Source organism: Herbaspirillum rhizosphaerae, from assembly GCF_046025915.1.
Lineage (GTDB): Bacteria > Pseudomonadota > Gammaproteobacteria > Burkholderiales > Burkholderiaceae_D > Herbaspirillum > Herbaspirillum rhizosphaerae_A.
Genome location: NZ_JAQQFR010000029.1, coordinates 1 through 6,501 on the forward strand (window position 1 = coordinate 1; position 6,501 = coordinate 6,501).

The following is a 6,501-nucleotide window of genomic DNA, read 5'->3' on the forward strand; positions in this document are numbered from 1 at the left end:
CCATGGCCGAAGGCGGAAAACTGTACCACGCCGATTAACTAATTCAAAGATAATCGTAGCGCTTCGGAATGACCTTGATTTATGGTTGATAGCGGAAGGTATTTTTTAATCTCGATGCGACCACTCTTTAAATCTTAAAGAGTAGCTAGTTCTCACCAACATGTTGCCGCAACTCTTTCATGGCATGTATGGTCTAGTCCGATCACAAGTCGCGTCTAGCTGTTCCGGACGTCGTACTATTTAACCAATTTGATTGAGAGGGAGGATATCAAAGCGGTTTCGGCTTTAATGGGACACTTGTCTCTTGCCATCACTGCACAATATTTCGAACAGGATACTCGGACGAATTAGTTCTGAAATACTTTGATTGTGTTTGTTAGATCGTTATAGAGTAAGTCGATGTAATCAGAGTTCGTTTTTTTTCAAGCGTTTATTCTCGTACATTAATTTATCGGCCTTGTCGATAAATTCCTCTAGATTTTTGTCCAATGATTGGTTGTATTCGACAATACCTACGTCGTAAGTAATATTGTAGCCTCGTTCCTCGCTTTCGTTGTGCTTCGCGACACTCTCGGAGAATCTCGCTAATACCAATTCACTTTCTTCTTTATCTGAACTTGTCAGCAACACTGCAAATTCATCACCACCAATCCTGCCAATAACGTCAGTTTCGCGGAAGCAAAGCATCAACAACTCGCTAAAGCTCACTAGTGCCCGATCTCCCTCAGCGTGACCAAAGCGGTCATTAATTTCTTTGAAGCGTGTAAGATCGAAGAAAAACAAGGTCGCTGGTTTTTTTTGTCGCGTACAGAACCTGAGCGCATGCATGCACAACGCTTCAAATCCTCGACGATTGGAAATCGATGTCAATGAGTCCATTGTTGCCAGTTGAACAGCTGCAATTTCTTGCTCAACCATGAGCGTAAGATCTTTAAGGAGGCTTTTGTCTTCGTCAGTAAAGTTTCGCGGTTTAACGTCCAATATGCATAGCGTACCCACTTTACTGCCGTCAGCTGCTTTGATTGGGCATCCGGCATAGAAGCGAATTTTCGGACCGTTCTTTACCAGCGGATTGTCAAAGAAACGTTCATCGAGTTCGGTGTCTCGAATAGAAAACACATCATCTCCCAAAATAGCATGTCCGCAAAAAGAGATATCTCTCGATGTTTCCAGTACTTTCAAGCCAATGTTAGACTTGAACCATTGGCGATCTGCGTCTATTAGGCTGACTAGAGACATCGGGACTTCAAACAGACGCTTGGCTAGCCGTGTCACCCGATCGAATCGCTCTTCAGCAGTTGTGTCTAGAATTTTTAACGCTCGTAACATATCGAGACGTACACATTCGTTTGCGGGCAATGGCGGCTTTATCATGATTGAGAAATTTGGTGAATACCGTTATTTGCGGATTTAGCTCAACTATATTGAGATTGTGAAATTTTAAAGTTGTTTGTAAGCAGGGAGCGTCGGCTCCGTGCACAGCTACCAAAACGTATTGGGAAACGATTTATTTATGATGCAAAATGACTCTTGCTTGCTTCTAGGTCCAGGCCGCTTGGTCTATCTGACCAAGACCTTGGAATATTGGTTTGCTGAAGAAATACCCTTGCATCAGTTCAATCCCAGCATCAGCAAGAAAATCTCGCTCTCCCCTCGTCTCAATGCCTTCAGCAAGTATTAAGATATTAAGCTCTCTACACATTGACGCGATTGCACGGACAATTGCTTGACGCGATCCACTAGAATCAATGTTTCGTACCAGGTCCATGTCGATTTTGATTAAGTCAGGCTGATATTCTGAAAGTAAATTGAGGCCCGCGTAGCCGGCGCCGAAGTCATCAATTGCAGTCTGAAAACCAAAGCGACGGTATTCACGAAAGATATTTACAAGATGCGCACGGTCTTGAACCTGCTCACCTTCGGTCACCTCGAAAATTATTCGCTCGATCGGGAAATTATTCATGCGCGCCGCTTCAAAGGTAGTGCGGATGCAGACCTCAGGGCGATACACGGCGTTAGGAAGAAAATTTATCGACAATAGCTCACGCATTCCAAGCTTTGCGGCACCTGCTACGGCCTTTACGCGGCAAGCTTGGTCAAAACTATAGACATTTTCATTGTTAACTTTCGCAAGAACACTCGCCGCAGACTCACCATTTGGGCCACGTACTAACGCCTCATGTGCGTAAATAGTGCGAGTAGAGAAATTGACTATAGGTTGATACGCGTACTCGAAATCGAAATCGATTCCATTGCTATCACGACAGCCTTCACATTGCGTTACTGTAGTCTTCTCACTTTGGCTTTTTGCAATATTAATCATTCTTTATCCAGGACTATCTAGTAAATCGAACTATACAAATTAGCTCTACCGTCAAATAATTCCTAGCTCTTGAAAATCTTGAGTAAGGTGGCTGCCGGGGAGACTGAGCCAATTTTTCGATCTGTTTTTGCCGCTTCGATTACCTCAACCAACTCGACGTATTTATCAGATTGTCGATCATCTAAATTAACCATATTCATACTCCAACGCGGAAAAGTTCGAAACTTTGCAGGCTCGTTGTAAAGAATTCGCGAATCCTTATGTCGAGGATCTTTTTCGATCTTGTTATAGAGATTATTCAAGATTACTTCTGGACCCTCTAAAACCTGTAAAAACCAGCCCCCGTTGTAAAACAAACTGCCTGTAACCTCGATAGGTTGATTGTTGGATTTAGATTGCTTTTGAATTGTATTCAGATCTTCCAAAGACATTTTTCGCACGGCTTGACTAATATATATAAGTTGATTTATTGACATTTTCAATCCTGATTTTGATTAATACGGTCTACGAGAAATTTTGTCTACTACCTGTTAACAACCCTCAGGCCTTAGTCCAGTTTTCCAGGTCTATTCTGAAATCAATTCCAAATGGCCTTTATCAGTAGGTGTGAATACTTACGATGCATGAGAATTTGAGGACTGCATTCTAATTGTGGAGCGGCGGATGGTTGATGAACTCTCTGTTGCGGCAATAACACTTCCAAGCTGCCATAGCATCGCTAATCGAATGAAACTCCTGCACGCTCGATAGCGGTTTTTTAAATACGGGAATTGCTCCTCCGCCTACCCAGATGTCGACATTTTGAGGAAGCTCTTTCCTCAAATGGATTAAAAAAGGAGTAATTTTTCTTCTTGGAAATCCACAACTAAAAGAAAGCGCGACGATTTGAATTTCATGGACGCGCGATATTTCCGTGATTTCCTTTAACGGTAGTTCCGCTCCAGCGTAGAGACAATCTGCACCTTCATGACTTAATGCAGCTTCGAGCATTAAAAGCTCCATCGTATGCAATTCGCCGGGCGCAGTAGTGAGCAAAACCTTCGGTCCTATTCGCATACTTGAAATATCGGCAATGGCATTCCGTAAGGCACGTGAAATAATCTCCGTGACAACATGCTCCTCCCAAATAGCCAATTTCCCCGTTGACCATGCAGTTCCGATTTTGTGTTGCATAGCAGGCAAGTATTCAGTTACCACCTTCACTAAGCCGTGCTGTGAGATTGCAGCCTTTAGCTCGGCCCGGAATACAGATGGCTCACCTAAAGTCCAAAGTTCATCAATCTTTTCGGTCGTAGGGTTCGAGGACGGTAAACCGTTCTGGAAGTTTTGAAGTTCGATTGGTGACAGGCCAACTATAAATCGAGGAGCGATACCCAAGTCCAGCAGACTCTTCAATGTACGCAACTGACTGATCTGTTCCTCAATGTAAATGCGGCGTCCCGTAAGACCTCGTGTTGGAATGGGAAAACCATAGCGATCCTCCCACTTCCGTAGAGTTTCTTTCGACAAACCTGATACCTCTGCTGCCATACCAATCTCTATGAATTTCATAAATTCGCGCAGCTGTCTTTTATTAATTGTACTATTAATAAAAAAATAAAGAATTTGTCTAGGACAAAATTAAAATATCCCAATATTCACGAATTAAAGGTAGTGAAAGTGAAACTAAGATCGCGCCTTGCATTGATGGCTTTCCTAGCTCTAGTTCCCTTGCTTATTTTTTCAAGCATAGCTGCGAAACGATTGAGCGACGGCACGCGTGAAAATGCGTTGAGAGCGATGCAAGAGACTGCCCATACCACAGCACTAATCATTGACCGCGAGTTACAAGTTGCTTTGTCGTCTGTTTCAGTGTTGTCAAGATCGCCGCTGCTTATGCAGGGACACTGGGAACAGTTTTACAACCAAGTGAAATCAGCCGTTCCTGGTGATAGCGGCTGGGTTATTCTTTATACGCCCGATGGAAAACAAGTTTTTAACACCAGACTTCCCTTTGGGGCACAGTTGCCGTTTCGCCCTTCGCCAGAAGAGTTGGCTCTTATCATAACGAAAAAAAAACCGCATATTTCCGGTTTGGTCTGGGCTAGTACCCTTAAACAGAACGTTGTATTTGTTGATCTCCCTATTAGAACTACAGATGGCCGGAACTACGTTTTGTCTCAAGCATTTTATTCAGATCATTTCGATGTCGCTTTTAACGAAAGGGATATACCGTCATCCTGGCTGGTTGGGATCTTTGACCAGAATGGGATAACTATCGGGAGAAGTATTAAGGCTGACGAATTTGTCGGAAAACCAGCGAGGGCAGACACGCTGAAAGCGATACAGTCAAAATTCGACACGATCATTAAACATTCTATTCGGGGAAACATCGAAGTTTATGACGTCATAACGCACTCGAAATTAGCTGGTTGGGCTGTTGCAGTTGGAGTACCGGCAGACGAAATTGATGGTCAAGTGCGGCAAGCTGGCTATATCGCAATAGGAGGGTTGGCGCTAGCGATTTGTGCCGCGTTAATAAGCGCAGGTTTGGTAGGGAGAAAACTCGCAAACTCGATGGAAATGGCTGCGACTGCTTCAGAGATGGTAGGGAGAAGCGAAGAGCTTCCTACGATGTTGCCATCAGGCACCATAGAAATCGATAACCTCCAGCGTACCATCGTTGATGCAGCCATAAAGCTGAAAGACGCAGAAATCAAACGTGCATCAATTGAGGAAAAGAATGCTCAGTTGTTGGAATCAGAGCAAGCTGCACTACGCGCAGCTGAAATTGAAAATAAACGGAAGGACGAGTTTCTGGCCATGCTCGGACATGAGCTCAGAAATCCTTTGGCGGCTATTACTAGCGCAATCGCATTATTGAGAATAAAAGCAGCCAATGACGCTACGATTTTGCGCCCAGCTGAAATCATTCATCGACAAAGTCAGCATCTCCGAGAGATTTTGGATGATTTACTTGATCTTAGCCGCGTCATATACGGCAAAGTGCAGCTGGAAATGCAAGCAACGGATCTTGGTTTGCTCGTTGGAAATTCTATCAACACTATGGTTGATACTTCAAAATTTTCTAAACACGTTTTTTCATTTTATACCGAGTCGCTTACGATCAATGCTGATGCAACTCGGATTGAGCAAGTGTTCAGCAATCTCATCGAAAATTCTCTTAAATATACAGATGAAGGCGGATCCATAAGCGTTTCTGTGAGCCGCGACAAAGACATGGCGCTGCTGAGTGTTATGGATACAGGCGTTGGTATTTCCCCCAACTTACTACCGTTTATTTTCGACGTGTTCATGCAGGGTGACAATACACTGGCTCGTACTAAGGGAGGTATGGGCATCGGGCTCAGTTTAGTGCACAAGCTTGTAGCCCTTCATGGCGGTACGGTCAATGTTCACTCCGAAGGTGTTGGTAAGGGATCTTCATTTTATGTGAGACTTCCTCTGATAGAGACGGATGCGCCAAAATTTAGACTACCTAAAAATGAAATCGATATGTCTTTGTCTGGTTACAAGATTTTGCTTGTAGAAGATCAGGACGACTTGCGGGAAATGCAGCAAGCACTTTTAAAGGAACTTGGTTTAGAAGTGTGGGCCTCCTCAAATGGTAAGGATGCCATTAAGATTGCAGAGGTGCGAGAGCCACAAGTTGCCTTGATAGATATTGGACTTCCTGAGATGAATGGGTATCAAATCGCTGCAGCATTGCGCAGTAACTCTAAAACTGCTTCTGTCAAGCTCATAGCACTCACGGGATACGGGTTGAAGGAGGATAAGGAGCAGGCCATCAAAGCGGGGTTCGATCATCATTTAACGAAGCCCCTACGCTTAGGTGAGTTAGAAAAATGTTTGACAGTTTTGTTGCCTCGCTAGCCAAGACTCGTCGATAAACCTTCTGCAGCGATACGTTTGTCCTGATACGCTCAGTTTCTGCCTATACCTTTGCCAGCGTAAGGAGCTGTTCCAGTAGTATTTTGGTGCGATCGATGCCATGGCGTAGCGTGGCTAAACGCTCGCGTGCGTTGACCTGTCAATGCAGGCCTATCACCTGGGTGGCCCGGGGAAACCCCTATCAGTATCACTTTTTTTGTGCGGAGCGTCACGGTCACTCGAAATCCTAGCAATTGAGCAAAGCTAGCCACAATAAAAACGCAAAGCTACCTCCAGCGCCCAGATTG

The 6,501-nt window shown here is 44.3% G+C and carries 5 protein-coding genes; 1 reads left to right on the forward strand and 4 read right to left on the reverse strand.

Translation table 11 applies throughout. From position 1 onward, the window contains the following. Window positions 1-405: 405 nt before the first annotated feature. The 4 genes from PQR63_RS23525 to PQR63_RS23540 all read right to left on the reverse strand — a co-directional run bounded on the left by PQR63_RS23525 (window position 406) and on the right by PQR63_RS23540 (window position 3,853). On the reverse strand, window positions 406-1,374 hold the full coding sequence (locus PQR63_RS23525; RefSeq protein WP_408170710.1) for a sensor domain-containing diguanylate cyclase: 969 nt from the start codon (window positions 1,372-1,374) through the stop codon (window positions 406-408). A 166-nt stretch (window positions 1,375-1,540) separates the two neighbouring features. Further along, a complete protein-coding gene (locus PQR63_RS23530) occupies window positions 1,541-2,323 on the reverse strand; it encodes an EAL domain-containing protein (RefSeq protein ID WP_408170712.1) in 783 nt (260 codons plus the stop codon). 62 nt (window positions 2,324-2,385) lie between these two features. Continuing rightward, window positions 2,386-2,799: a BLUF domain-containing protein gene (locus PQR63_RS23535; protein WP_408170714.1), complete on the reverse strand. Its 414-nt coding sequence runs from the start codon at window positions 2,797-2,799 to the stop codon at window positions 2,386-2,388. Between the two features lie 169 nt (window positions 2,800-2,968). Beyond that, on the reverse strand, window positions 2,969-3,853 hold the full coding sequence (locus PQR63_RS23540; protein WP_408170716.1) for a MerR family transcriptional regulator: 885 nt from the start codon (window positions 3,851-3,853) through the stop codon (window positions 2,969-2,971). 75 nt (window positions 3,854-3,928) lie between these two features. Between PQR63_RS23540 and PQR63_RS23545 the strand changes: the two genes are divergently transcribed. After that, window positions 3,929-6,196 (forward strand): ATP-binding protein, encoded by a 2,268-nt coding sequence (locus tag PQR63_RS23545; protein ID WP_408170718.1) that lies wholly within the window; start codon window positions 3,929-3,931, stop codon window positions 6,194-6,196. The last annotated feature ends 305 nt before the right edge of the window (window positions 6,197-6,501 follow it).